This is a genomic window from Paenibacillus sp. O199 (assembly GCF_001636635.1).
GTDB lineage: Bacteria > Bacillota > Bacilli > Paenibacillales > Paenibacillaceae > Paenibacillus > Paenibacillus marchantiae.
Map to the genome: position 1 here is coordinate 122456 of NZ_LGRP01000006.1, position 25874 is coordinate 148329.

Consider the following 25874-nt stretch of genomic DNA (forward strand, 5'->3'; position numbering starts at 1 on the left):
TCCTCTTGAATTTCATCCTCAGGATGAAACACCGCTGTGTCTCCTGTGGTTCAAGTATACGGCGGGGCGTTCAGGTCCACTATCTGCTGTGGTGACCTGTTCACTTATCAAATTATGACTTTAGGGCACAAAAAAACAAAAGACGCAGCATGCTGCGTCAAATCTGTACCGTTCGGGACTGTTTGCGAAACTCCTGTGGGGTAATGCCCGTGCACTTTTTAAACATTTTCGTAAAATGAGAGTAATTGTAGTAACCGACCTTGCCTGCGATATCCGTCACTTTCACAGTAGACTGGGACAATAATGTCTTCGCTTTGGCTACTCTGCGCTGGAGAATGAATTCGGAAAGTGACATGCCCTTTTCTTTACGAAAAAGGCGGGATAGATAGGCCGGATTAAATCCGGCAAAGGATGCAAGTTCTTCTCGCATCAGCTCTTCACCAATATGATTTTCAATGTAAATGCATAACTGGTCCACAATCGTCATTGGACTGTGATCGTCCGGATACAATACCGGGATGGCACGACTGATCAGGTCTGATGTCCACTGCTTCAGTTGGGGCAGCGAACGTGTCACAACGTTTTCTTCCGGCTCCCGTTCTCCGGGATACAGGCTGCGTACAGATACATTTTTCTGATGCAGCAACGGGTAGATTACATGCAGCATCGCATGATAATACAAGCGCAGAATTTCCGGTGACAAACGCTCCTGTGAAGCCAGTAATTCAAAGATTTCGTCCACACGCTCGCGCAGGTCGTCAAACTTTCCCGTTTCGAACAGGATGGACAGCTCGGAGAACCACGGTATTGGCAGAAAACGATCCTCCGTATCTCGGCCCACCTCGTCATAGATAAAGACCCCTTCAAGCTCGTTGATATTGCGACGCTCCATGTCCATCAGCTCATTCAGCATCCCCTGTAAATCTGTAACAGCAACCGGGACTCCGACGTAACAGGACAATCGACAATAAAAATAGGTACCACACTCCTGAATATAGCTCTGACATCCTTGTGCCATTTCACTCGCCGTAGGTATGATACCGTCCTGTTCGTATGCAAGCACAATATTTAGCCCACTGTGATCCTGAAACACTTCCCCAGGTTTGTCACCAAGCAGCATTTCCTTGGCAGCATTGCGGAGCGCATATTCCAGCACCTCCTCGTCACGCAGATCGAAGTCTCGCACCCATTCTTCGACGGAAATGACAATCGGCAACACGCGCACGTGCGGATCAATCTCGGCTCCATAGACCTCGGCCAGCTCCTGCAGCTTTTGCTGGGTTAAGGTTACGCGCTGTGAGATGGCGTCTTTCCAGAAACGCTCGGTCAACAGTGGTTTATGCGTTTGCCAGCGTTTGTACACCGTCTCATATACTTCATTGGTGCGGGAACGCTGCTCGTCATCCTTGATTTTGTCCATTGCCTGGCTCACAACCTTGATCAGCTGGTCTGCGGGAGCAGGCTTCAGCACATAATCGAAGCTGTTCAGCTTGATTGCCGTCTGGGCATAATCGAACAGGGCATGACCTGTAAGAAAAATCGTCTGCATGCCGGGATCATGCTTTAACACCCAGCTTTGCAGATCCAGTCCCGTTTCACCCGGCATCTCAATATCACAGATCATAATATCAATGGGATGGGATTTCATCAGCATTCTCGCTTCTTCCGCATCACCAGCACTGAATACCTGGTCGATTCCGGCCAGGCTCCAGTTCACCCCTTCCACCATCGCTTGCAAGGCGTATACTTCATCATCCACGATCAACAGGTTCCGCATAGGCTCTCCCTTCTTCTTCTTCCGTCTGAGCGGGCATATGAATATGGACTGCTGCCCCTCCTTCAGTCTGATTGCTGAACTGCAATCCGGCATGTTCGCCGTACTTTACAAGCAGCCGATGAATAACGTTCCAGATGCCAATGTGCTGTCCACCCGGATCTTCGGCGTATTGCCCCTGTTGCAGGCGCTCCAGTATTTCTTGCTCAAATCCAACACCGTTATCTGTAATTGAAAGTTGAAGAACCGAAGACGGTTCAGGATCAGATAACGTTTTCGACTTCCATGCTCTTATGCAAATAACAAAAGGCTCTTTGCGCCGCTGGAAGCCATGAATAATGGCGTTCTCCACAAAAGGCTGAATCGTTAAAGGCGGCAGCACATAATGCCCCAGATCCGGTCCGACATCCAGAACGAAATCCAGCTTGTTTGGAAACCGCAGCTTCTGGATCTCCAAATAATGACTGATATGTTCCAATTCTTCATCCAATCGAATAACACGTTTGCCTGCACGCAGGCTGAACCTGAAATAATCTGCCAGATGCCCCGCCATCTGCTGCACCAGCTCATGCTTTTGCAACGAAGCCAGGCTATGAATGATATTCAATGAATTCAGGTAAAAGTGAGGATTAATCTGCATCTGCAATTGTTTAAACTCTGCTTCCCTCGTGCGCAATTGTTCCTCATACACATCTATCTTCAGATGCTGGATCTCACTTGTCATCTGATTGAAGCTGTGCGTGACAAACTCCAGTTCAGATGAAGACGGCGTCTCAAGCCTCACATCAAGTTCTCCTCGGCTAACCCTTCTCATCCCACGTATGAGCACATTCATCGGACGGAATAGGAGCTGCCTGAGAAAAATCATAGCTGTGATCAGAATGACCGCTGCACCAATTGGAAGCAGGCGAATGATCTGCTGAAAAAATGGCAGGTTTCGCATCATATCCTCCTCGGGCAGCAGGACAACATAGTTCATCTCAGACATGGCTGAGGGAATGCCAAGCATCAGGTACTGACGTGCACTGCCTATAGACGTCACTTCAGAGATCACCTGGTACGGATTATTCAATCCAGTGATATGGGCTGCGGCCAGTTTGATTTGTGCCGAGTTCAGGGCTGAATCGGACAGCGCCCCGCCATCTGCTCCCACGATGACTGCACCTCCCCGGTCACCGGACTCCGTGAATTGCTCGGGGTGATTCAGTGCATTCATGTCCACCAGCGCCCCCGCATAGAACTGGGCGTTGATCCGCACCGTTTTGACCAAGGCATTCCATGTGCCTCCCCGAACGATGCTCCACTCTGGCTTCTGGATTTCCCCCTCCAGCTGCTGCATCTGGACCGGCATGCTCTCCTGCACAATCGACATTTTGACATCATAATTGCCCGAGGTAGCGAGTAACAGATCGTCATTCACGGCATCGTACAGAAAAAATGAATCGATCAGATTATAAAATCCGATATCGGTCATGAATTTGTTCATAATGCGCTGTTTCGCAATAATATAATCGCCGCTGCCGTATTTGAGAAAAAACAGGGAAATAATGTCCGGGTCTCGCTCGCCCAGACTGTATAAATACCGATTGGTCTCCTGCAGCACACGCTCGTTCTGCTCCACACTCTTTGCAAGATGATTCATATTGGTGAGAGACACTTGATCACGTACAACTTTCATGGCATATATGTTGTTGTAATATAGCAGCATGAATAGTGGCAGCATGATCAATGTCAGACCCACAATAAACTTAAAGCGCAGTGAACGGATGAAATTCATGAATTCCCGCCCTTTTGTTTAATCTAGATTTCAGTTCTTTTGCACATTGTTGTAACCGCTATCAAGATCAAGCGATTTCTCCTGTTTTTTTGATGCTCTACCACTGTATTTCTTCCATCTTCTTCCTTATAATGGCATGTTTATTGTAGTCATACTTGCTTGCATCTGTCTATGTGGTTCCGTGACCTGTCAGTGTCAATTCTGGTGACTTGCTCTTGGCTTACAGTACGTGTTCGAGGGTCCATGCTCTAATTAGTTCTCCATCTGTAAAAAAAATCCTGCTCCACACTCCACGAACGCCCGGTGATGACATGCATACGATATATCACTCCTTGGATTGACATCAAGGATGTAAGGAGGCATGTCCGATGAATATACAACTCGTCCCATTGCATTATGTATATCTGGCTTTTATCGTCTTGATTATCGCCGTCATGGTTCGGCGTAGAGACACAACCATCATTTGTGTCGCAGGTATCATGACCATTGGACTCCTGGCGACTGAAACATTAAGCGGATCGGTTTCCGGAATCTTCAGCAGTTTTATCTACGCAGCCAAGGAGCTGCTCAGCACCATTTTTATCATCTCGATCATTGTCGCCATGAGCCGGGTATTAATCCGGACGGGGATCAATGAAGTCATGGTGACACCACTCACCCGGTTCATCCGTTCTCCACAGGTCGCCTATTGGGGAATTGGATTCATTATGATGATCGTATCATTGTTTTTCTGGCCCTCTCCTGCCGTTGCCCTGGTTGGAGCTGTACTTCTTCCGGTAGCAGTACGAGTCGGACTTCCTCCCATCGGCGCTGCCATTGCCATGAATCTGTTCGGTCACGGCATTGCCTTATCAGGGGATTACATTATCCAAGGGGCACCCAAACTGACAGCTGATGCAGCTGGCCTTCCCGTTACCGCTGTTATGACTGCAAGTATCCCACTTGTCATAGTGATGGGGACGGTGTCTACCGTAACGGCATTCTGGATGCTGCGCAAGGAGATGAAGTCAGGTTCCCCCGTTAAACTCAGTGATCCGATCTCTGGTGAAGCAGTAACCGTTCATCCACCTTCGTCAGACTCTGCGCCGATCTCCGAGGAGCCAGCCGTTCAACGTCAAGCAATGCCCCCACGTTTGCAAAAGGTATTCGCTCTGATCATCCCATTGTTATTCTTAGTCAATGTCATTCTGATGTTTTTACTTAAATTACAAGGCGGTGATGCCACAGCACTAATTGGTGGAACGGCCGTGCTCATTCTGATTGCCGTATCACTTGCCGCGCATCGTCATACAGGTCCGGAAGAAACAACAAACTATTTAATTGAAGGATTTCAGTTCGGATTCAAGGTGTTTGGTCCTGTTATCCCGATTGCCGCTTTCTTTTATCTTGGGGATGCTGCGATCACAGAACTGTTCAACAACCCGCTGCCTGCTGGATCACACGGGATTGTGAATGATTTAGGGGTTGCTCTTGCAGGGCTAGTGCCATTGAATAATACGGTAGGTGCTATAACGATGACTGTGACCGGAGCGGTCACGGGAATGGATGGTTCGGGGTTCTCTGGAATATCCCTGGTCGGCTCCATTGCGTCCATGTTTGCAGGCTCGGCAGATTCCGCACCTGTATTGACGGCACTGGGTCAGGTCGCCGCCATATGGGTAGGCGGTGGGACCTTAATTCCATGGGCCTTAATTCCAGCTGCTGCCATCTGTGGAGTCAGTCCATTTGAACTGGCACGACGCAATCTGAAACCGGTACTGCTGGGATTAACAGTTACTACTATCGTTGCTATCTTTCTAATCTGATTACTTAACCGTGCTATTCGAACTGAAAAGACGTGCGCAAGCGGGCCCATTGCCAAAGCTCATCCTTACTCATTGCGGCCAGATGAAGCATTTCCTCATACGGGTCTCCCTGAAGTCCTAATACAGTAGCGAATGCAGGCTCCGTCTTCAAGCCTTCCAGCTTCAGTTTGCGAATTTCCCGATGTCCTGCTGCACCCCAGAGTTGCAACAATCCCCACTCTACCAGCATGTGAATATAAGCATTCTGCCTGCGTACAGATAGGGACTGAGCGAAAATCTCTACAGGCCAGTTTCCAATTTCCACACTACAGGTCACATAAGGACGCTGGCCAGCACGGCCATCCCCCCTGTCGCATCGAAAACCCTGCATTCCGCCCAGTTGTTGGTGCACCAATGTTTGGAACGCCTCGAGATCCGCTGCCTCACATAATAGATCAAGATCACTTCCAGGAATATCAATATCAATCGGCACTGTTCCAGCCGGATAAGGCTGATAAGCTGCCAATATGCTTAACAATCCACTGGATTGCAACACCTTATATGCATCCTGCTGACGCTCGTTCCCCGAGGCCAAATGTGCCATTACATCCGTAGTTGTAATCATGTCACACCCTCGGGTAGCGGTTCATTCTGACGCTCCTGTAACGACTTGTTTCACTCGACCCACCTGTCCACTGGTCAAACGTACTTTGATCCCATGCGGGTGTGTGGGCGATTTGGTCAACAAATCCTTCACGATACCGCGTGTCAGTTTGCCTGTCGGCTGATCTTGCTTGAGCACGATATCCACTTCAAGACCCGGTTTGATATTTACTCGTTGTTGTCCATTCATGGGTTTCCCTCTCCTCATCAACGTATTCCATGTCATGTAGCCATAATTTACAAAGCTTCATCTATTGTAGACGTTTTGGATTGAAAACGAAAGCCATGACCAATGTTCAAAAACATAACTGAACTGTTATTTCCGCTTTGAAGAGGGATCAGAAGATTTGCTTTTCATCACTTTCAGAGCCGATCGATAGACTTCATCTGCACTCTTTTCAGGTTCTTTTGTCTCCGTCAGCACCGTTTCGTCTTCCACTTCGGCAGGTTTACGGAAATGAAGCAATGCTTGGCGATAAGCTTGATCACCATCTGTAGTCTGCGTCTCTCTTTTCTGAGGTGAAGGGGTCACTTCCGATGTAGAATCCATCTGATGAATTTCTGTTTGCCTACGATCCTCATGTTCCAAAACTTCTTTATGCTCTGCCTGTTCGTAAATTCTGTCTTCCTTCCGGGCTCGATCTTCTTCATGCAGCAGGACAGGCCCTTCATCCATCTCTGTTATTTTGGAAGCTCGTGCTTCTGCAGCCTTGCGAGACGATCTGGAGTTATAAATCATCAGAAACACAACCCCAATAACAACAATTACCACCAAAATGATCAACATATGAGCATCCTCCTTATCATCCGCCTGTAGGCAGCCTTAATCAATATATTGGTGCCCTATTCTGCGAATAATATTTCACCTTGTTTCGTATAGAGCGACAAAGTAGCGGGAATGCTCCAAACAGGATTGTCAGCAGAAGACTTTCAGCACCAATCAAAGAGAAGGTTTACAGAAAACCGAATCGAGGAGGAATGATCAGCATGAATTCACGTGCCATTTTGATCAATATCATTGTTATACTGGTGATTTTGGGGGCCGGGGCTGCCGGGATCTACTATTACAACCAATCCACCAGCTACGTTAAAACCGATAATGCGCTTGTTACCGGGCAGCCTATCTCCGTGGCTTCCGCAGTAGGCGGTGAACTTCGATCCTGGAAAGGCAAGGTAGGTACAACATTTAATGCAGGCGATACTGTTGCCACCGTCACCGCTGCGGGAAAATCAACATCCGTGACGATGCCTGTTGATGGGACCATTGTACAACAGACCGCCGTCGAAAATTCACTAGTATCTGCAGGTACGCCCCTCGCACGGGCCTATGATTTCAATAACCTGTACGTGACGGCCAATGTAGACGAGACCGCGATTGATAAAATTAAAGCAGGTCAGATCGTCGATGTATATGTCGATGCATTTCCAGACACCACATTGACTGGCAAAGTAGACCAGATCGGACTTGCCACTGCGTCCTCCTTTTCACTACTGCCGTCGTCCAATACCAATGCGAATTACACCAAAGTAACACAAGTCATCCCGATCATCATTACAATCGAAGGATATAAAGGACTGGGTGTGGTTCCCGGCATGAGCGCTACCGTGCGCGTTCATATCTAAGGCTGCTGATGGATAATCAAAAAAACCAACTGCCACTTGGAAAAACCATCGCTGTCTTGCTACTTGGCGCATTTATCGCCATTCTGAACCAAACTTTGCTCAATGTAGCCATCCCCCATCTGATGAATGACTTTAACGTCTCAGCAACGACCGTGCAGTGGCTGTCCACAGCTTATTTGCTGGTGAACGGGGTACTCATTCCGATTACCGCCTACTTGATCGAGTCGTTCGGAACCCGCAAATTGTTCGTGACTGCGATGCTGTTGTTTACGTTAGGTTCATTGATCTGTGCCATCAGTCCTGGATTTACGGTCATGCTCATCGGTCGTATCGTACAAGCCAGTGGGGCCGGTATTATTATGCCTTTGGTTATGAACGTATTTCTGACTGTGTTTCCTCCAGAGAAACGGGGAACCGCCATGGGTACGATGGGTATTGCCATGATGTTTGCTCCGGCCATTGGCCCGACATTATCTGGATGGATCGTGGAACATTATACATGGCGCATTCTGTTCTATATGGTCATTCCGCTTGCCTTGCTTGATATTTTGTTTGCCTTCATTTGGCTGAGAAATGTGTCCAAGCTTACTTCGCCGAAATTTGATGGTTTTGGCGCATTATTCTCCACCATCGGTTTCGGCTTTCTGTTATATGGATTTAGCTCTGCCGGAGATAAAGGCTGGACCAGCGCGACAGTGCTGTTGACACTCATTATCGGAGTGCTCTTCATCGTCTTCTTTGTTCTCCGAGAAACGGCTATGAAGAACCCCCTGCTGGAATTTCGTGTATTCAAATACGACATCTTCACCATCTCGACGCTAGTCAGTGCAACGATTAATATGGCACTCTTTGGCGGGATGCTGCTGTTACCGATCTATCTGCAAAATATAAGGGGATTCTCTCCTCTGCAATCCGGGTTGTTGCTGCTGCCTGGTGCATTGCTAATGGGCGTCATGTCTCCCATCTCAGGAGCGCTGTTTGACCGGATTGGCTCTCGCCCCCTAGCCATTGTCGGTTTGATCATTACCGCCATCACCACCTTTGAGTTTAGTAAGTTGACGGGGGAGACGCCTTATGGTCACATCATGATGCTATACACGTTTCGTAGCTTCGGCATGTCCATGCTGATGATGTCTGTACAGACAGAGGGGTTAAACCAATTACCGCCTCATCTCACCAGTCATGGTACGGCCATGTCCAATACGGTCAGACAGGTCGCAGGTTCAATAGGGACCGCCCTGCTCATCACCGTAATGGCGACACGTGCAGGTATTCATTTGGCGGATTACAGCAACACCGTGACTACAACTAATGTAGCACTGACAGAACAAGTCGGTATGCTTGGCACGCAAATGGCTACTGCGGCAGGAATGCCGCCTGAACAAGGCACCAGTCTAGCATTACAGCAGCTCTATGGTATCGCTGTTCAGACGTCAACCATTGAAGGCATTAATGATGCTTTCATTGTAGCGACCTGGATTTCGATCATTGGTCTGTTTCTGTCGTTATTCCTGCGACGGGCTCGCTCCCGTCCTCGTAAAGTCAAAACTGAACGCTAAAATGGCGTTGGACCACCCTATATCCCCTATACAACCCTGTATCACAGATCAGATCCGCAAGCTTCACTTAGATCAATTGAAACAATAAAAAACCGCAAGTCTCTTTAATCCAGAGACCTGCGGTTTTTGGCTTGCGCTATGGATGCTGGGGTAAGGATGAATTGTCATCCTTGGCAGCCTCTCTCGCCTTAACGGCAAGCAGTTCCGATACGGTTACAAAACGATAACCTTGCTCCTGCAGCTTAGGCAGAATCGTTTTTAGCGCAGCAACCGTCTGGGACTTGCCCTCCACCTTGTCATGAAACAGAACAATGTCCCCGTTACGTGCGTTCTTCAGCACTTTGTTCACAATGGCTGATACGCCTGGTGAAGCCCAATCACGTGTGTCCTGATGCCAGGACCATAGCACAATCGTATAGCCTTGCTGCTTGGCGACCTGAATGACCATGTCATTGTAATAGCCTCCCGGGGGTCTAAACAACGTCGGACGCTGCGCCCCTGCTCCAACAATGGATTTCTCCGCTATGTTCATTTCATGGCTGTACTTATCCGCCCTTGTTGACCTGACCGCGTACGTATGTGCATACGTATGATTGGCGATTTCATGTCCTTCCCGCTGCTCCTGTTTGATCAGGTCAGGAAACTTTTCCGCCCATTTGCCAAGCACAAAAAAAGTGCCTTTGGCCTGATACTGCTCGAGTAAAGCCAGAATTTGCGGGGTCTGGACCGGATCTGGCCCATCATCAAAGGTCAGTGCGATGAGTTTGTCATGTGTGGGAACCTCCCATACAATCTCTCCCCGTTCCTCATAATACTGTCGGTTCTTCTGCACAGGTTTGGCGTAGGCAGAACTGCTGCCAAGCAAAAAAACCAGCGTACACAATCCGATGCATCGGGCTGCCTTCAGGTTCATGTTTATGTCCTCTCTTTATCTTCAAACGTAAACTCCCTGTTAGCATTTCCCGATTCACCAGAACTATTTAACGAAATATTTGATCAATGACTGCAATTTCCTCAGCTGTGAGCTCAACATCCAGTGTTTTCAGATTGTTGATGACCTGCTCTGGTTTCTTGGCACCAGGAATGAGCGCATCAATGGACGGCTGAGTCAGGTACCAGGCCAGAACGAGATGGGCGACCTCAGCATCCTTGGACTGTGCAATGCTGCGTAGTTGTTCCACCTTGTCCAGATTCTGAATAAAGGCTTCCCCTGTGAATAACGGGTTCTTCGCCCGTCCATCCTGGAAGGTTGTATCACGATTATATTTGCCACCCAGCAGACCTGCTGCCAGAGGGAAGTAAGGTACAAAAGAAATGTCATGCTCTGCCGTATAGGGCAGCAATTCCTTCTCCGCTTCTCTTTTGAACAAATTATATTCAGACTGCAGCACATCCACATCTCCATTCCGATTTGCCTCACGCAGCTGATCAATGGAGAAATTGGAAACTCCGATGGCACGGATTTTACCTTCGTCCTTCAAACGTTTCAGCGCACCTACAGCCTCATCCTTCGGTGTAAGTTCATCCGGGAAATGAATATAGAACAAGTCAATATAATCTGTCTGCAAGCGTTTCAATGCCTCATCTACAGAGGTTTTGAGGAAAGCAGGCGAGTTATCAAAGACTACGTTACCATCCACGAATTTATGTGCAGCTTTCGTTGCTATGATAGTATCTTGACGCTGACCCGTTTCTTTCAGCACTTCACCAATTAAGCGTTCTGAATGCTCAGGTCCATAGATGAAAGCAGTATCCAAAAAGTTAATGCCCTGTTTCAAAGCTGTACGAACGACATCCTTACCTGTCTCATCATTCAGCATATTCGGATAGATGTTATGTCCTCCTACTGCATTAGCCCCCAATCCAATCGGGTTAACAATAAGTTCGGTTTTGCCCAAGCGAGTACGTTGTTCTGCCATGTCTCATCCATCTCCTTTTCTGAGCGTTGGTAACTCACATATATTATATCAGAGGCTTAAGCATATTTAAAATATCGGGTTTATCGGATTAGGTGTTTTTCAGCGCTGTAGCTTCCACATCATTGATGAAACGGCGGAGTTTTGCAGCCACATCGCGGTTAATTTCGCCATTTTCGTATAGCTGCTGTATGGTATTGCGCTGCTCCTGCATCGCCACCATTTGCAATTCCAGCTTTTCCTGATCAAATGGATCTTCCGTTTTGCCCTGATTCCAGGTGCGTAATTTGGCAATTACCCGCTCATATCTAGAGATGACCGACAGAGCCACAATCCGGTTACTATCGTTCATATGAGCACGAATCGCCTTGATCGCTGCTTCAGAGGTACGCATCTTCACTTGACGGAACAGATCTGCATTTTCAATCATAAATGGCTGATCCGGCTTCCGTGAACGATTCGTAAACACATGTCCAAACAATCGTCCAATTTCACTGAGTGAGAACATCATCTGTGTATTCGTGCGGTTTGCAAGCATCATTTCCTTTCGATCCAACCAACTGTTACATCTAAAGGCGGCTTCCGAAGCAATTACATTTTCATCCATCATATTCTCAATTTCTTTGCGTTCAGCCCGTGTACCGATGAGATTAATGGCTGTTTCCTGTTTTAAAATGTCCTTGCGCTTACCGGCAGTAAGCTCGCCAGCCGCCTGCCTGATATACTTCGACAGATCGGAAACAACCGCAAGCGCAGCAGCTTTATTCTGGTCGTTCATTTCCGACTTCACTGCACGAATGGCAGCATTCAGCATAATATCCTGTGCTTTTCGTTCCGTCGTTTGCGGTGTACCTTCTTCTGCTTTATCTTCGTTCTTCGCAAGAATAGGAAGGAACACACTTGCAGCAATCAGAGTGAACAGTATCACACCTGCGGCCAGGAAAATGATCAGATCCCTTTCAGGAAAAGGAGACCCGTCTTGGAGAACATAAGGAATGGAGAATGCCCCCGCCAGCGTTACAGCCCCTCTCACACCCGAAAGAGTAATGATCGTAACTTCTTTCAGCCGAGGCTTCCCGCTCGACAACGCCTCACCGGAATTTTCATTTCCTTTCCAGAACAGATAGATCCAGACAAAACGAAGTACCAACAATAGCACTGAAATGAGGCCCACATATCCGAGTACTTGAAGGTTATCAAACGAGACATTCTCGAAGATGGTACTCAGCACATCCGGGATCTGTACCCCCAGAATGACAAAGACCAATCCGTTCAAAATAAATAAAATGACAGACCAGGTACTGGCAGATACCACCTGCATCTTCAGTTGTACAGACTCGGTCCGATCACGCTCAATTGCATGAATGATCCCGCCAGCGACGACCGCAAGAATGCCCGAAACACCGACCTCTTCACTGACCAGATAAATGACGAAGGGCGTTAGAATTTGCAATAACATATGAATCGTTACATCTTCCATCCCCAGACGCCGAATCCAGACACCCAATCGGATCAACAGGAACGATAATAAGGCACCAATCAGCAACCCGCCAATCGCGATAAGTATAAAACTAAATGACGCCTGAGCCAGGGAAAATACCCCTGTAACCGTGGCGGCAATCGCAAATTTGAATGCAACCAGACCGGATGCATCATTCATTAATGCTTCTCCCTCAAGAAGCCTATGTATGCTCTTGGGTAAATGCACACGACCTGCCATAGCGCCTACAGCCACAGCGTCTGTCGGGGACAGAATTGCCGCAAGTGCAAAAGCCGCAGGAAGCGGAATGGTTGGAATGAGCCAGTGAATGGCATATCCTGCCACGACAACCGTTACAAATACAAGGCCCAGGGCCAGCAAAAGGATGGGCGCTCTTAGATTCCACAGCTCGTGCCTCGGTGTTCGCTTCCCGTCGTTGTACAGCAACGGAGCGATAAAGAGTACGAAAAACAATTCCGGATTCAGTGGCAGATGCACACCCGCAGGTAATAGTGCAATGGCTACACCGAGAACAATCTGAATCAACGGAATGGGGATAAAGGGTACAAATCGGTTCAAAATATTCGATAAACCGATCAGTACCAGCAAAACAAGCACGGCGATAAATAGTTCCATGATGACAATCCCTTTCCGTATAATGAAGTGGTGAAAACCATTTTGTGTACCTTATTTTAACATAAACCAAAGTTTATTATAAAAATGTTGTCATATTAATACCCGTCCAAAGCGAATGGACAACAGTCCGATTGCAGATTTCTGATTGGTTCTGTTTATAAGATGTTACAATATGCTCAGGACAATACCCGTTTGGAAAGGAACTTGGTGTCTATGGCATTTGGAATTAAACGACAGGAGCTGACCGAGTGGAAAGAACGTGTATCTCGTGGCGACCTTGCCTATCTCACTCATTTCTGGATCGACAACCGTTTTCCGGGCATTACCAGTGTGACCAAAGTGGGCTGTTCGGATCTGAAACGGCTTGAGGACTGGTGTAGAGAGCATGGACTCGACCTACGTTACATCCATCGGCGTCAGCCTTTCCCCCATTTTGACCTGCTCGGTAAAAAACAGAAGGAAATTCTGATCCAGGAAGGTCTGACCGATCACATTCAACGTTTCCATCTTTAATTGAAAAAATTAAAACGCCAGCCTTCAAGATTCAAGTCCCAAAGCGGGCTCAAATTCTTGAAGGCTGGCGTTTTACACACCATATATTTAGCGATGCGTTTGTTCCAACGTTTTCATTTTTTCCAGCAGTTTCAGCTCAATTTTCTTCAGCATGCCAAACATCTGCAGTTGTTCCTCTTCCGTAAGCGCCTGCAAAAGTTCCCACGTCATCCGACCGCGATTATTAATCAACGTTCTTGCAAGCTGCTTCCCATCTTCAGTTAAAGACAACCATACAATTCTTCGGTCCTCTTCACTGCGCACCCGCTGGATCAGACCTTCGCTCTCCAGTTGATTCAGCACAATTGTGGTTGCTCCAGAAGATAGACTAAGTTGTCTGGCCACATCCACAGCCATACAGCGTTCTTCACGCAAAATCATGCCCAATATATGACTTTTCGTCGGATTCAATTTGCAGTTTGTTTCATTTCTTTGCTGCTGATCCAATACTTTATTTTTATATCTGAAGAAGGCCTCCAACAATTGATCGACATTTGCCAATTGAGAGTTTCGCTCCGTATCCGGGCTCATAAACGTTCCTCCTACCTTTGATCATAACCTACCTTATATTGTAACATATTTGTACTATTTTGTTTGTGAAAAATGCGCTTGTTTCCCAAAACCCTTTACTTGTCTGTAAAGTTCATGCTTATTTTGCCGTTTCATGTGACAAGCTACCTTATAGCATGAACAGATAACCACACAAGGAGGAATCAAGCAATGAACATTTATATTGTTTTCGATAGTGAAGGCGGTCATACACGAGCGCTTGCCGAGTCGATTGCTGCTGGCGCAGCCAGCGTGCATGGTGCAACCGTTCATTTGCATTCCACAGAAGAAGCCGACATTTACAAGCTGGTGGAAATGGACGCCATTATCTGGGGCTGCCCCGGACATTTTGGCTCCATCAGCTCCGGGTTGAAAAATTGGATCGACAAGCTGGGCTACCTCTGGGCAGAGGGCAAGCTTGTAGACAAAGTAGGTGCGGTGTTCTGTACCATCGCAACCGAGCATGGTGGACTGGAGTCAACGTTGATTCATCTGCTGACACCCATGCTCCATCAGGGCATGATCATTACCGGACTACCTGGCAACTTTGCAGATAATGCATTATATGGCTCCTATTATGGTGTTGGGGTGACTTGTCCGGTGGACAGTGATGATCTGCTCAGCGAACAGGGCATAGCACTGGGTAAAGCTCTGGGAGAACGCGTGGCTCGCATAACCAACCGACTGATCACATAGATATCAGAGTATTTCCCTTAAAAGAATTTGCTGTTCTTATCAAGCCTGCGCTCATAAGCTGAAAAGCAGTACCGCAGGCTTGAATCCTCCTTCCTGTAGAGAAATAGAAGGATTCTATTGCATTATTGGATTGAATTTGTTTATAATAACGTATATCTTTAAAGTTACTTTTAGTTACTTAATGATTTTTATAAATCTGTTATTATAAAGTAATAGGATATTCATCCATTATATTGCAAGGGAATTTTACACATGAATCAAAATACGTATTTAAAAACTGACGTTTGTATTGTGGGAGCTGGCCCTGGAGGGGCGCTACTCTCATTCCTGCTGAAACGGCAGGGAATATCCACCATTCTGATCGAGCGCCAGCCGCACCTTCTTAAGTCGTTTCGTGGCGAAGTGCTTAATGCAGATGGTGAACATGTATTGAATAAACATGGGTTATACCCTTCTGTCACCCAGCGTGGCGTGCTGCCTCTGGAGCAAATTCAATATTGGGAGAACGGTCAGATCATCCACACCATTTTCCCTGGAGAGCAAGAATCCCATGTGGGCATTCATGTGCCTCAGGATCATCTGCTGGAAGTCATCGTGTCACAATCACAGAACCAGGAAAACGAACAAGTCCTTTATAATACGGTTATGACTGGATTATTACGGAATAAGGCTGACCACACGGTTGGCATCAACATTCGGCAAGAAGGACGGCCTGCTTCCATTGAAGCAGCGGTTATTGTTGGTGCAGATGGCAGATATTCAGCTGTACGCAGACACGCTGGTCTGACCCCGGATATCCGCAAACATGGATACGATCTGTTATGGGCTCGCATTCCTGCTCCAGCAGGCTGGGAACCTGCTGTTCGAATGGCCAGTATGGATGGTCAGCAGTTGGCGCTATTCTCACAATTTGGAGGATACGTACAGATCGGATGGAACATCCCGCAAGGGTCCTTCTCCAAGCTGCGTGAGCAGCCTTTTGCTCCCTTTGTACAGAAACTCGTGGCGGCCTTCCCCTGTCTCGCTGATTCGGTAGCTCAACATATCCAGACATGGAGTGATTTTGTTTTGTTATCCGTAGAGAGCAGTTTCGCCGAATTATGGGCGCAGGACAACGTGGTCTTGCTTGGTGATGCTGCTCACACAATGACTCCAACGGGCGCTTTTGGATTGAATGCCGCATTGGAAGATGCGGACGTGCTCGCTGAGTTGCTCATTGATATGGCAGCCGATCAATTCACTTCTACAGAACGGCTGCAAGAGCTGCAGGCCCGACGTGGAGAAAAAGTGAAGCAGCAGTTGGCTAGGCAACTGGAGATGGAGTCTTCGTTCCAGCAGCGGTACGAATCTTTTCAATAATGGGGCGTGTTATTCACGCACCGCGTAAATCAACAAACAGCCGATGACTCCCTGTTGGGGAAGCATCGGCTGTTTTGTTCTTTGTGGAAAAACAATTAGGGATCAGGCTTCACTACCATTCATGGCGCTTACCCGTAGCTCAGTCATCGGCAGAGACAACTTATCGGGATGACGTAATCTCACCGTACGGCTCTCACCAGGGAGAAGATCAAAATAGTTATCACTAAAACGAACGCGTCCGAGGGGCAGCTCGAGCTTCACCAACCGTGCAATTGCACCAATGGCTGTAACCGACACGGATTGCTCCTCTTCGTTCACATGTACACTGAGCTGAGATTGAGGCAGGTTAACATCCTTCGGATCACGTAAGAAATATCGATTGAGTGGTGCAGTGAAACCTTCGGCTACCAATTCAACCATCACTTCATCTGCCAATTTGCCTCCCAATACTTCCGCTTCGCTCAGCTCTGCTATGCGATTAGCGGATTGCGAACCTGTCTCCACATGATGCGAGCTGGAGTATACTTTTTCCCCATTCAATCCATAGACATTAAGTCGAAGCTGTCCCTTCAGAGTGTCACGTGTATCATTCACAACCCATAACGTAAGCGGCTCACCCGGTTCATGTTCTAGAGACAGCAGTATCGGGTGAAAGAATACTTTTCCGTAATAAAAGGAGGCCTTTGGCAGCAGCTCGTAGTCAACCATGGACCAGCTTGTACCTGGCCAGCTGTCATTCAGCTGCCACACAAGGGCTCCACTATTGCGATGATTGATCCGCCGGAAATGTTCAATGCCATACCGTAATCCTTCCGCCTGTGTCAGCATCGAGTAGTTCATGTACTCTTCAATATTTTGCGGAATCCCCGTATATCCTTCCATTAGAAGAATGCCTTTCTGATGATTGGTATCCTTATTCCGATAGGCCATTTCGGGGCTGCCCCAGTAAAATTGCCCTCCAGGCATGTTTTTCTCCAGTGTGTAGCGGTTGGCCGAGGCGTGCATGCCGAATTCACTGCTGAACAGGGCATTATCTTTTTTATAGTTTTTGAAAGTCACACCCTCAATACTGTAATTCAGCAGTGGCGGCTCGCCGTGTTTTCGGGGATACACGGAACCATGCCATACTTGCCAGTTATGACGATCCCCCACAGCCGGATCGTTGGCATCATTGCCGTGACTGTCCCCATACGGTGAAGAAGGCCAGTATGGACGAGACGAATCCAGCCGCTCCAGTACTTCCGGTATCAGCTCATGGTAGATCAGCTCTCCATAGAAGGGGCTGGTAATATCTCCACTGGCGGACTTCATGTCATATAGCCAGTCAATTTCGTTATTGCCACACCAGAGTGCAAGCGAGGCACGATTGCGCAGGCGCAAGACATTATTTTCAACCTCATCCCGTACATTGTTCATGAAGTCCCGATTGAAATCAGGGAATAGGGCATTGGCAAAAGCAAAATCCTGCCACACCAGTACGCCTTGCCGATCACACTCATCATAGAAGACGTCCTTTTCATATATACCGCCCGCCCAGACACGCAGCATATTCATATGCCCTTCCACGGTCAACTCGATCAGCTCACGATACCGGGAGGCCGGGATGGCACCAATCAGATGGTCGGCCGGAATCCAGTTGGCTCCCTTCGCGTACACACGCACTCCGTTCAGGATAAACGTAAAAGCATCCTCACCCTGCTCATTATGAAGCGCCAGTTCAATGGTTCGTACACCATAAGGCTCGTTGTAACGATCTACTTCCACCCCATCGGCAAATAGCGTAACTTCCATCCTGTACAAGTAAGGTTCACCCAAATCATGCGTCCACCATAATTGTGGTGAATCTAATTTTAGTATTGTATCGGCGAGACCATTTTCCACAACTGCTTCGGCTGACCGTGCCACTTCATGTCCACTCGCGTCCAGTAAACGAATATCACAAGACAGGGCCACCGCTTTTTCACGTTTCTGTCTGCTACGGAAAGACAATACGGACTTCACATCCGCAGTGACATGGACAACTGCTTGCTGCTTGCTGGCTGATTCGGTACGTGCAAATACGTTCTCCAGCTTTGCAATCGTTCGTCTTTCAAGACGTACCCCTCCCCAAATTCCTACGGTGACCATCCGTGGACCCCAGTCCCAGCCAAAATTCATCGCAGCTTTGCGCAACCATGGCCGTTCCTTCGTATACGAAGACCAGTCAAACGTTTCCTTGTCTCTGTGATGCAGATAAAGGGGATCGAACTTGACCGCTAGGGCGTTCCAGCCATTACGAACTAGTGTAGTCACATCGAAATTATGGGACATCAGCATATTAGCCGTTTGCCCCACTTCATGTCCGTTCACATATACGGTGGCGAACGTATCCAACCCGTCGAATATTAACTCAAAGTACTCCTCTGCTTCCCCATCCTTCGACAGGTTGAAGCTAGTACGATACCACCATTCCTTCTGCTCGATCCATCGACTCTTGGCATCGTTATGCCCATAGTAGGGCGGATCAATGATGCTGCGTTCCACCAGAGCGGTGTGCACATCCCCTGGCACCTCCGCTCCGATCCAAAATCGATCATCAAGCGCTGCCGCTGCAACATCCATGGGCCGCTTCTCCCCAACCTCGAAATGCTGTATTTTCCATTGTCCTGACAAATCCTGACTTGAATTAATCATCTTCATCCTTGCCTCGCTCCCCAGTTTCCTTGGTAATAAAATATCGAAAACGTTTGCAATATAAACATGACTTCGTTCGTTCTTTAGCCTGCTAACCTTTAATGTCCGGAAGTCTTGTACGACACAGCCTCCTCGCGATACTCACTCGGAGTCTTGCCTGTATGTTTTTTGAACAGCCTGCTAAAATACTTAACGTCCTCATATCCGCTGATGGCGGCCACTTCACTTACTTTTGCGGGAGAAACCACAAGCATGTCCATCGCGCGTCGAATTCGCATACCTGTTACAAAATCACCAAAAGTGACGCCCGTTTCCTTCTTAAACAGTTCACTGAGATGGCCCGGATGCAGATGAACCTGACCTGCGACATATTGCAGGCTAATATCCTGTGCCAATCCAGATTCCATATAAGCAATAGCCTTCTGTACATGGGTAGTCCGCCCTTGTCCCATCTGGCTGTGATAGGTATGCATCAGCCCATATAAATGATGAAACAGCAGATCACGAAGTTCACCAGCATCGGCATCCGGGTTTGGCCTCCATGGTTCGAATCGTTCCAGATCGTCTCTTCCAATGGCCCGCATCGTGCGAATCAACCAGCGCTGTCCGGCATTCACCGCAGCATGCAGACAGGCATCAAAAGACTCTGGCGTTACTTCGGGGTCCATCAGGAGTTCATCCACCAGTTCTCGCGTCCATGTGGTCAGCATAATCGAGTCGTTATCCATTAATAATGTCCCCAGGGTAGTTTCTTCCTCATGCTGAAGGACGGCTTTGCCTCCTATGCGGTGCAAAACGTCTTCATATTGCCATATCCTATCCTCAAGTAACCCGTGATAACGGTATGCAATCGACGCCGTTCGGTAGCTCTCATGCAGAAGTTGAACCTCCATGCAAGGTTGACCTGCTGCTGCACGCAATGTACATTTTAACAATTGCTCCATCCGGGTTAACGCAATCCCCAAAGTAAATTGGAAATCCTGCTCATTCGGTGGCAGCTGTACAACACAGATAATCCGGTCTTTTTGAATGTGTGCAATTGCGCCTGACAGAACATCCTCCAGCATATTTTGCACGGCAAAGTTCAGTAAAGTAACCGAAGAATGATTCCACCCCTCAGCTTTTAAAATAAGAATCTGTCTCTGCACTTGCTCCTTGTCTGAGGAATATTCCGATTGCACATTCATTCCCGACTGGAGAAATACAGGACAAGGGCTTGATTCAACGTCTCCATCAATGATCCATCCAGCGAACAGGCGCTGTTTGTTCTCTCGCAGCAGCTGCCCTTCTCTTGATTTCTCAGCCCATCGTTCGGTAATCCGTTGTTTGGCCTGAAGCACCGTCTTGATAATATCTTCCGGTTTACTCGTCTTAAGCAGATAATCCGTGACACCTTGACGAATCGCTTGCTGAGCGTAAGAGAAGTCATCGTATCCCGACAAAATAATGACCTCGAGTTCCGGCAGCATATGCCGCCCTTCCTCAGCCAGTTCAAGCCCCGACCTTCCCGTCATCCGAATATCAGTCATCAGAATATGCGGCCTCTCCTCGGCCATGCGTGTTAACGCCTCTTCTGCCGAGGCTGCTGGCGAAAGCAGCTCAATCCCCAGTTCATGCCAAGCGATTACACTGGCGAGCCCTGTGCGGATAATTACTTCATCATCAACAATCAGTAATCTCATCGTGATTCCTCCAGGATTGGAATGGAAAATGAAATCCGGGTTCCACCTCCGACCCGGCTGTCCACTTCGAGCTGCGCCTCCGCTCCGTAATGAAGCAGTAGTCTCTCGTTCACATTGCGGAGTCCGTAACCCCCTTGGGATGTTTGCTTCATTGGCTCTTTCTCCGTCCAGTAGTGGTTTGAATCATGGTGCTCTTCCTCATCCGATGACACAAGGCTGCTTCTGACATGCTCAAGTCTGTCCCGCTCCATGCCAGCCCCGTCATCCAGAACCAGCACATTCATTCGTTCCTGTTCTTGACGAATCATGATCGTAATTGTGCCCATACCCGCTTTTGGCTGAATTCCGTGAATCATGGCATTTTCGACAAGTGGTTGGAGCAGCAATTTCAGCATCATTCGCTGTTCAAGTGCCGGATCCACAATATAATGCACGGCGAACTTGTCGGGAAATCGGATGGATTGTACACGAACATAATGGCGAATGTGGGCAATCTCCTGCCCAACTGGACAATAATCCCTACCCTGATTCAAACTGATGCGCAAAAAATCACTCAATCCCTCAACCATCTCTGCGATCCGCTTTTCCTCAGACATCAAGGCAATCCAGTGAATGGATGAAAGGGTGTTATACAGAAAATGAGGATTGATCTGCGCCTGAAGTGCCCTGAGATCAGCTTCCTTCTTGCGGGTTTCACCACGGATAACCTCTTCCTTCAGTCTCTTAATATGTGCACCGAGCAAATTATAACTCTCTCCCAGCTTGCCGATTTCATCATCACTTTCCGATCGAAATAGGGGCATCGGTCGATCCGGGTCCATTCGGGACAAATGTCTCGTAAGAACTCTCAGCGGCTTTGTGACTCGTCGCACCGTAAACCAGACCAGTCCTGCACTGATCGCAGCAGACAGCGTCACTGCAACAGCAGTTAGGATCAGAATATAACCGTTTTCGGACTTATACTGATCGTAGGGAACCGTTCCGGTCAGCGTCCAATCTGTCAACAGTTCCGGATAATAGAGCAAAGTACGTTTCTCATTGCCGCTGCCATACGTGGCTGTTCCACTGACTTCCTGTTGGATCAGCGTATGTACTTCAGGCTCGATCTTCTCCAGTGACTGTCCAAGACGGGATTTGTCCATGGAAGACAAAATCTCTCCAGTGGGACCGATCAGTTCCAGTCGACCTTCGCCCATACCCAGTCCCAGCGCTGCCCATCCTTTCGAGATTGCCTTCTCATCTAGACTGATCGCCAGCCATCCGATGGGCCGATAATCATGAATGCTGCGAATGGGTCGAACCAATGTTATTACATTTTGGATACCCGCATAATTCTGAACCGGATATACGCCAGTCCATGCTTTAACCGCATCACCACGCGGAGCAGGAGGATAAGTTACATTGGATGATTCATACCATGTAGCCGTGGACAGAGCCGCATCGAAACGTTCCGGATAGATGGCAATGTTGGCAATATATTTTTTGGAAGCGGCCAAATTGGTCATCCTGCCCAGAATATCCACACGCTCCTGCACATCGTCCTCATCGCTACTCAAATACTGCTGAATGTCCCTTTCTCCAATCAAAAAAATCGATAATGTCTCGGCATCCTGCAGCATATAGCGCAAATTCGCTTCTACCTGCTTCAGTGTGTCCATGCCGGAAAGCTTTGTTTTTTGCTCTGTGATGCGGGAAGAGATCAGAAAGGCGAACAGCCCCAGTGCCAGCAGCGGCACAATCATGGAAGCCGTAACCACGACGGACAGCTTCCGCTGCAGTGAAGATGTTAGCCAGCGTCCCACACCTTTTCCTCCTCTGGATGCGCTCTCATTTAACCTTTGACTGCTCCGGCCGTCATGCCTTTCATGACTTGTTCCTGAAATACCAGGTATAGAATGATGGTCGGGATTACGGACAAGGTCATGGCAGCAAGAGTCAGGCCGTAATCGGTCTGATATCCGTCGGCAAAGTTGGCGATCGCGAGCGGTAACGTTTTCAACCCTGTTTTGTTAATAAACACGAGTGCGAATGAAAAGTCATTCCATGCGTGTAGAAAACTTAGAATAGTGACCGTTGACAAGGCAGGCACAGACATGGGAAGCATGATCCGGGTGAACAGCCCCCATAGACCTGTTCCATCAATAAAAGCGGCCTCTTCAATGTCACGTGGAATGCTAGTCAAATAAGCTGTTAGCACAAATATCGCGGTTGGCAACGCAAATGCGGTATACGGCAATATCAGTGCCCAATACGTATTCAGCAGAGACATCTGTTTCATCAAAATAAATAACGGAACCAATGTGCTATGAATGGGAATCAGCATACCTACAACGAAGAAGGTCATGATCAACCCTTTCCAACGAAACTGGAAACGTGCAAGTATAAATGAGGCCAGCGCTGCTATAAACAGCGTTATGATAAGCGAACCTACGGACACAATCAGGGAATTGCCAAAAGCGGTTCCCAGCTTTGAGCTTTCCCAAGCATTACTGAAATTCTCCACGTTCCATTTCTCCGGAAGCCCGAAGGGCCTGCTATAGAAATCTTCATTCGTTTTGAATGCACTGATCACAAGCCAATAGAACGGATACAATGTTAAAATACCATAGACCGTCAACAGCGTCCAAACAATTCCACTACGGAATTGGCGAACCGGATGGCCTGAAGTATTCCCTGGTGTTGGCATCGATAACGGTGTAACACTCATTACATTCCCCCCTCTCTCCTAATTCTCTTTTCTCTTACGGCTTGTCGCCCACTGGCTTGTTCCGATCAGCAGCAGGGAGATTAGCACAATGGTGGTCGAGATAGCACTCCCGAAGCCATAGCGATACGTGTTGAAGGTTGAATTATACATATACGTTGCCAGCAGCTCTGTCGCATGCGCCGGGCCGCCTTTGGTCATGATGTACACCAGATCGAATGATTTTAGGCTGCCCGAGATACATAGAATGATCGCTACCTGAACCGTTCCCCAGATCATGGGCAAAGAAATGGAAACCAGCTTGCGAATTCCGGAAGCACCGTCAATCTTGGCAGCGTCATGAATTTCGCCGGGAATATTCTGCAGCGCCGAGATGAAGATAATCAAGTACAAACCGACAAAACTCCAGAGCAGCGGTGGCACCAAGGAGAAAATGGCGATTTTCTCATCTGAAAGCCACTGCAGCTTCCAGCTTTCCAGCCCTAATGCATCCAGTAGAAAGTTCAGTATCCCGATCTGCGGGTGATAGATATATTGCCAGATCATACCGATAACTACTGTGGATAATACCATCGGCAGAAATACGGCTGAACGCAGAAAACGCTGTAACGGATTGCTTTTGTGCAAAATGACCGCCAGCATCAACGCTAACGGAATTTGTCCAAATACTGAAGCTAGAACAAAAATGACGTTGTTTTTCAGTGCCCGCCAAAATACGGAATCATGCCATATTTCCACATAGTTATCCAGTCCGATATATTTTGACTCTCCGATTCCCGACCAGTTGAAGAATCCATAGTACGCTGACCATACAACCGGCACAAATACAAACAAAGCGTAAATTAGAACTGCCGGAGCGAGCCCCAGCATAATAAAACGTCGACTGCGCAATGCGTTCATCTTGCTCACTTCCTTTCATCAAACCTTTGGTAATTACAACCCTTGATATCAATGCAAAACCCCTCCCCTACCGGGAAGGGGTCTGAATCTTACCGCAAAGCATCTTTCAGCTCATCCAGATCTGGATCGGAATGACCTATGACCTTAATTTCCGACTGCACTGGCTTGCGATGCCTGAATTTTATTCGCGATATCTGCGGCTTTACCACCCATCAATAGCTCCTGCAATCCATTGTTGATAACCTCGACGGTTGCAGATCCTAGTTTGGAATCATACACCGGAGTAATCTTTACTTCCTGCATTAAGTCATAGAGCTCCACAAACAATGGATGGGCTTTTGATTTGTCCAGATCAATCTTGTAGCTGACGAGTGTGCTGCTATCCAGAGTTGCTTTCTGACCGTCAGGGCCTGCCAAAGCGTAGAATAGCTCCATGGCCGCATCTTTCTGGGCACCGCTTAACTTTTTGCTTACACCCAAGCCTGTCCCTACAACGCCAGATGTCGTCCTGGCCTCACCCTGGCCTCCATCTACTGCTGGTAAAATCGTAATGTGTGTATTGTTCAAAATGTCTTCCGGTGCGTTGTTGACGAGGTTGGCCAATGCCCATCCGCCGTTCATCACCATCGCTGCTTTTCCCTGGAAGTACAGCTGCATCATCTGTGTTTCGTCAATACTGTTGAAACCATCCTGAAATGCTTTGCTGTTACCGAGTTCCTGCATTTTGTCCAGCGCCTGGATGAATTGTGGGTCTGTAAAGCTGGCCCCATCCTGCGCTGTTGCTTTTAAGAACCAGTCTGTGCCGGTTACCCGGTCAGCCAGTGTACTGAAGATCGTGGATTGAGCCACCCAATTGGCCTTGTTCCCCAGTGCCATCGGTATTACTTTGTTCTCATTAAATGTAGCGATGGCCTGCTCCAGCTCAGCCCACGTTTCAGGTACTTTCACGTTGTACTGCTTAAACAGTGCTTCATTGTAATAAATAAAGGAAGTGGGTGCGAGATTCATCGGTACCGAGTAGATATCCCCGTCCACCGTATATCCATCCAGAGCGTTCGGAATAAAGTTGTCTTTCCATTCCGGCTTCGCGTCCAGCTCGGCATTGATCGGCTGCAACAGATCCCCTTTCACAAACTCCTTGGTCATCGCATCCGGCCACATGACGAACAGATCCGGCATTTCATTGGCCGCTGCCACCGTCCGGAGCCTTGTTTTGAGGCCATCTGTCGGCAGACCTTCATCCACGACTTCAATATCCGGATGCGACCCACGGAAGTCTTCAATGATTTTGCGCATCGCCACCGCTTTGGCGTCCTGTCCAGTCCAGTTGTGCCATATAGTGACGGTTACTTTATCCTTGCTGTCGCTGCCTTCTGAGCTGTCCCCGCCGCCGCAACCAGCCAGAACGATGGAAAATAGCGTCATTGCCAATATTCCCGAAAGCCATTTTTTCAACATCTCTATAGTCCCCCTTGGCGATTTGAATACACTTATTTTAAATGGTAACGCTATCATTCTGTAAGGTGACGATGCACGGATGCAGGGGT

At 48.0% G+C, this 25874-nt stretch carries 21 protein-coding genes; 6 read left to right on the forward strand and 15 right to left on the reverse strand.

Translation table 11 applies throughout. From position 1 onward, the window contains the following. Positions 1-157 precede the first annotated feature (157 nt). On the reverse strand, positions 158-1777 hold the full coding sequence (locus A6049_RS11255) for a response regulator transcription factor (RefSeq protein WP_063564734.1): 1620 nt from the start codon (positions 1775-1777) through the stop codon (positions 158-160). Beyond that, positions 1752-3551, reverse strand: coding sequence for a sensor histidine kinase (locus tag A6049_RS11260; RefSeq protein WP_063564735.1), 1800 nt, complete (start codon positions 3549-3551; stop codon positions 1752-1754). Before A6049_RS11260 ends, A6049_RS11255 begins: the two co-directional genes overlap by 26 nt. A 368-nt stretch (positions 3552-3919) precedes the next feature. Here A6049_RS11260 and A6049_RS11265 point away from each other — a divergent pair, with 368 nt between their 5' ends. Beyond that, positions 3920-5356, forward strand: a complete 1437-nt coding sequence (locus A6049_RS11265; RefSeq protein ID WP_063564736.1) for a hypothetical protein — start codon at positions 3920-3922, stop codon at positions 5354-5356. Positions 5357-5369: 13 nt separating this feature from the next. On the opposite strand, the gene A6049_RS11270 is transcribed toward A6049_RS11265, so the two are convergent. The 3 genes from A6049_RS11270 to A6049_RS11280 all read right to left on the reverse strand — a co-directional run bounded on the left by A6049_RS11270 (position 5370) and on the right by A6049_RS11280 (position 6785). After that, positions 5370-5960, reverse strand: a complete 591-nt coding sequence (locus tag A6049_RS11270) for a DUF4269 domain-containing protein (RefSeq protein ID WP_063564737.1) — start codon at positions 5958-5960, stop codon at positions 5370-5372. A 21-nt stretch (positions 5961-5981) separates the two neighbouring features. After that, on the reverse strand, positions 5982-6188 hold the full coding sequence (locus A6049_RS11275) for a YwbE family protein (protein ID WP_063564738.1): 207 nt from the start codon (positions 6186-6188) through the stop codon (positions 5982-5984). A 126-nt stretch (positions 6189-6314) separates the two neighbouring features. Further along, entirely contained in the window at positions 6315-6785 is a 471-nt protein-coding gene (locus A6049_RS11280) for a hypothetical protein (RefSeq protein ID WP_063564739.1), read from the reverse strand. 200 nt (positions 6786-6985) lie between these two features. Here A6049_RS11280 and A6049_RS11285 point away from each other — a divergent pair, with 200 nt between their 5' ends. Together A6049_RS11285 and A6049_RS11290 are read left to right on the forward strand one after the other, a co-directional pair. Further along, positions 6986-7621 carry a biotin/lipoyl-containing protein gene (locus tag A6049_RS11285; protein WP_053783698.1) on the forward strand — a complete coding sequence of 212 codons (636 nt, stop codon included), beginning with the start codon at positions 6986-6988 and terminating at the stop codon, positions 7619-7621. Positions 7622-7629: 8 nt separating this feature from the next. Then, positions 7630-9180, forward strand: a complete 1551-nt coding sequence (locus tag A6049_RS11290; RefSeq protein ID WP_063564740.1) for a DHA2 family efflux MFS transporter permease subunit — start codon at positions 7630-7632, stop codon at positions 9178-9180. A gap of 136 nt (positions 9181-9316) precedes the next feature. Here the strand turns inward: A6049_RS11290 and A6049_RS11295 are convergent, their stop codons facing one another. From A6049_RS11295 to A6049_RS11305, 3 genes are all read right to left on the reverse strand, one after another. Beyond that, the gene (locus A6049_RS11295; protein WP_063564741.1) at positions 9317-10093 is read right to left on the reverse strand and encodes a polysaccharide deacetylase family protein; all 777 of its coding nucleotides are present in this window, start codon (positions 10091-10093) and stop codon (positions 9317-9319) included. A gap of 67 nt (positions 10094-10160) precedes the next feature. Continuing rightward, positions 10161-11099, reverse strand: coding sequence for an aldo/keto reductase (locus tag A6049_RS11300; protein WP_063564742.1), 939 nt, complete (start codon positions 11097-11099; stop codon positions 10161-10163). A gap of 88 nt (positions 11100-11187) precedes the next feature. Continuing rightward, the gene (locus A6049_RS11305; RefSeq protein ID WP_063564743.1) at positions 11188-13212 is read right to left on the reverse strand and encodes a Na+/H+ antiporter; all 2025 of its coding nucleotides are present in this window, start codon (positions 13210-13212) and stop codon (positions 11188-11190) included. 213 nt (positions 13213-13425) lie between these two features. On the opposite strand from A6049_RS11305, the gene A6049_RS11310 reads away from it, so the two are divergent. Next, complete coding sequence (locus A6049_RS11310) at positions 13426-13725, forward strand: hypothetical protein (protein WP_063564744.1); 300 nt, start codon at positions 13426-13428, stop codon at positions 13723-13725. Positions 13726-13812: 87 nt separating this feature from the next. On the opposite strand, the gene A6049_RS11315 is transcribed toward A6049_RS11310, so the two are convergent. Beyond that, positions 13813-14295 carry a MarR family winged helix-turn-helix transcriptional regulator gene (locus A6049_RS11315; RefSeq protein WP_063564745.1) on the reverse strand — a complete coding sequence of 161 codons (483 nt, stop codon included), beginning with the start codon at positions 14293-14295 and terminating at the stop codon, positions 13813-13815. Between the two features lie 189 nt (positions 14296-14484). On the opposite strand from A6049_RS11315, the gene A6049_RS11320 reads away from it, so the two are divergent. Beyond that, the gene (locus A6049_RS11320) at positions 14485-15009 is read left to right on the forward strand and encodes an NAD(P)H-dependent oxidoreductase (protein WP_063564746.1); all 525 of its coding nucleotides are present in this window, start codon (positions 14485-14487) and stop codon (positions 15007-15009) included. Positions 15010-15261: 252 nt separating this feature from the next. Further along, on the forward strand, positions 15262-16368 hold the full coding sequence (locus A6049_RS11325; RefSeq protein WP_063564747.1) for an FAD-dependent monooxygenase: 1107 nt from the start codon (positions 15262-15264) through the stop codon (positions 16366-16368). 102 nt (positions 16369-16470) lie between these two features. On the opposite strand, the gene A6049_RS11330 is transcribed toward A6049_RS11325, so the two are convergent. The 6 genes from A6049_RS11330 to A6049_RS11355 form a co-directional block, all read right to left on the reverse strand. Further along, positions 16471-19047, reverse strand: a complete 2577-nt coding sequence (locus tag A6049_RS11330) for a beta-mannosidase (RefSeq protein WP_095206054.1) — start codon at positions 19045-19047, stop codon at positions 16471-16473. Between the two features lie 92 nt (positions 19048-19139). Then, the gene (locus A6049_RS11335) at positions 19140-20723 is read right to left on the reverse strand and encodes a helix-turn-helix domain-containing protein (RefSeq protein WP_063564748.1); all 1584 of its coding nucleotides are present in this window, start codon (positions 20721-20723) and stop codon (positions 19140-19142) included. Beyond that, positions 20720-22525 (reverse strand): cache domain-containing sensor histidine kinase, encoded by a 1806-nt coding sequence (locus tag A6049_RS11340; protein ID WP_063564749.1) that lies wholly within the window; start codon positions 22523-22525, stop codon positions 20720-20722. Before A6049_RS11340 ends, A6049_RS11335 begins: the two co-directional genes overlap by 4 nt. Positions 22526-22554: 29 nt before the next feature. Next, a complete protein-coding gene (locus A6049_RS11345; RefSeq protein WP_371121405.1) occupies positions 22555-23409 on the reverse strand; it encodes a carbohydrate ABC transporter permease in 855 nt (284 codons plus the stop codon). 39 nt (positions 23410-23448) lie between these two features. Continuing rightward, the gene (locus A6049_RS11350; RefSeq protein WP_063564751.1) at positions 23449-24327 is read right to left on the reverse strand and encodes a carbohydrate ABC transporter permease; all 879 of its coding nucleotides are present in this window, start codon (positions 24325-24327) and stop codon (positions 23449-23451) included. A gap of 144 nt (positions 24328-24471) precedes the next feature. Further along, positions 24472-25785 (reverse strand): extracellular solute-binding protein, encoded by a 1314-nt coding sequence (locus A6049_RS11355; RefSeq protein WP_090949008.1) that lies wholly within the window; start codon positions 25783-25785, stop codon positions 24472-24474. Positions 25786-25874: the final 89 nt, after the last annotated feature.

Excerpts from the sequence above, each read along its gene's own strand:
- A6049_RS11255 (WP_063564734.1), bottom strand. The coding sequence starts at position 1,777 with ATGCGGAACCTGTTGATCGTGGATGATGAAGTATACGCCTTGCAAGCG.
- A6049_RS11260 (WP_063564735.1), bottom strand. The coding sequence starts at position 3,551 with ATGAATTTCATCCGTTCACTGCGCTTTAAGTTTATTGTGGGTCTGACA.
- A6049_RS11265 (WP_063564736.1), top strand. The coding sequence starts at position 3,920 with ATGAATATACAACTCGTCCCATTGCATTATGTATATCTGGCTTTTATC.
- A6049_RS11270 (WP_063564737.1), bottom strand. The coding sequence starts at position 5,960 with ATGATTACAACTACGGATGTAATGGCACATTTGGCCTCGGGGAACGAG.
- A6049_RS11275 (WP_063564738.1), bottom strand. The coding sequence starts at position 6,188 with ATGAATGGACAACAACGAGTAAATATCAAACCGGGTCTTGAAGTGGAT.
- A6049_RS11280 (WP_063564739.1), bottom strand. The coding sequence starts at position 6,785 with ATGTTGATCATTTTGGTGGTAATTGTTGTTATTGGGGTTGTGTTTCTG.
- A6049_RS11285 (WP_053783698.1), top strand. The coding sequence starts at position 6,986 with ATGAATTCACGTGCCATTTTGATCAATATCATTGTTATACTGGTGATT.
- A6049_RS11290 (WP_063564740.1), top strand. The coding sequence starts at position 7,630 with ATGGATAATCAAAAAAACCAACTGCCACTTGGAAAAACCATCGCTGTC.
- A6049_RS11295 (WP_063564741.1), bottom strand. The coding sequence starts at position 10,093 with ATGAACCTGAAGGCAGCCCGATGCATCGGATTGTGTACGCTGGTTTTT.
- A6049_RS11300 (WP_063564742.1), bottom strand. The coding sequence starts at position 11,099 with ATGGCAGAACAACGTACTCGCTTGGGCAAAACCGAACTTATTGTTAAC.
- A6049_RS11305 (WP_063564743.1), bottom strand. The coding sequence starts at position 13,212 with ATGGAACTATTTATCGCCGTGCTTGTTTTGCTGGTACTGATCGGTTTA.
- A6049_RS11310 (WP_063564744.1), top strand. The coding sequence starts at position 13,426 with ATGGCATTTGGAATTAAACGACAGGAGCTGACCGAGTGGAAAGAACGT.
- A6049_RS11315 (WP_063564745.1), bottom strand. The coding sequence starts at position 14,295 with ATGAGCCCGGATACGGAGCGAAACTCTCAATTGGCAAATGTCGATCAA.
- A6049_RS11320 (WP_063564746.1), top strand. The coding sequence starts at position 14,485 with ATGAACATTTATATTGTTTTCGATAGTGAAGGCGGTCATACACGAGCG.
- A6049_RS11325 (WP_063564747.1), top strand. The coding sequence starts at position 15,262 with ATGAATCAAAATACGTATTTAAAAACTGACGTTTGTATTGTGGGAGCT.
- A6049_RS11330 (WP_095206054.1), bottom strand. The coding sequence starts at position 19,047 with ATGAAGATGATTAATTCAAGTCAGGATTTGTCAGGACAATGGAAAATA.
- A6049_RS11335 (WP_063564748.1), bottom strand. The coding sequence starts at position 20,723 with ATGAGATTACTGATTGTTGATGATGAAGTAATTATCCGCACAGGGCTC.
- A6049_RS11345 (WP_371121405.1), bottom strand. The coding sequence starts at position 23,409 with ATGCCAACACCAGGGAATACTTCAGGCCATCCGGTTCGCCAATTCCGT.
- A6049_RS11350 (WP_063564751.1), bottom strand. The coding sequence starts at position 24,327 with ATGAACGCATTGCGCAGTCGACGTTTTATTATGCTGGGGCTCGCTCCG.
- A6049_RS11355 (WP_090949008.1), bottom strand. The coding sequence starts at position 25,785 with ATGTTGAAAAAATGGCTTTCGGGAATATTGGCAATGACGCTATTTTCC.